This is a genomic window from Phormidium sp. CCY1219, assembly GCF_055795085.1.
In genome coordinates this window covers 1-218 of sequence record NZ_JAYFEQ010000086.1, presented here as the reverse complement: position 1 = coordinate 218, position 218 = coordinate 1, and the positions used below count along the sequence as shown (strand labels likewise).

Sequence of the window (218 nt, the reverse complement as noted above, 5' to 3'; positions counted from 1 at the left end):
ACCCGATGCCCTTTTTTTTGTCAACTGGTGGAGGCAAAAATTTTCCGGCGCAACCAAGATTGACAGACCGTGGAATTTGGAGGCTGGGTCACGCCCAGGGCAATCCATGATGTGAGTCGTTCGGTGCTGGGACTTGCGCCTGCAATCAAAGCAATGCTTAACGACCCTGCCTGCCCCCACAGTTTCATTATACCCGATGCCCTTTTTTTTGTCAACTG

1 protein-coding gene is annotated in these 218 nt (G+C 51.4%); it reads right to left on the bottom strand.

Annotated elements, in window-relative coordinates:
• Positions 1-20: 20 nt before the first annotated feature.
• Positions 21-218: hypothetical protein (locus AC0QH1_RS00530; RefSeq protein WP_324628782.1), on the bottom strand; the 198-nt coding region annotated here is incomplete at its 5' end.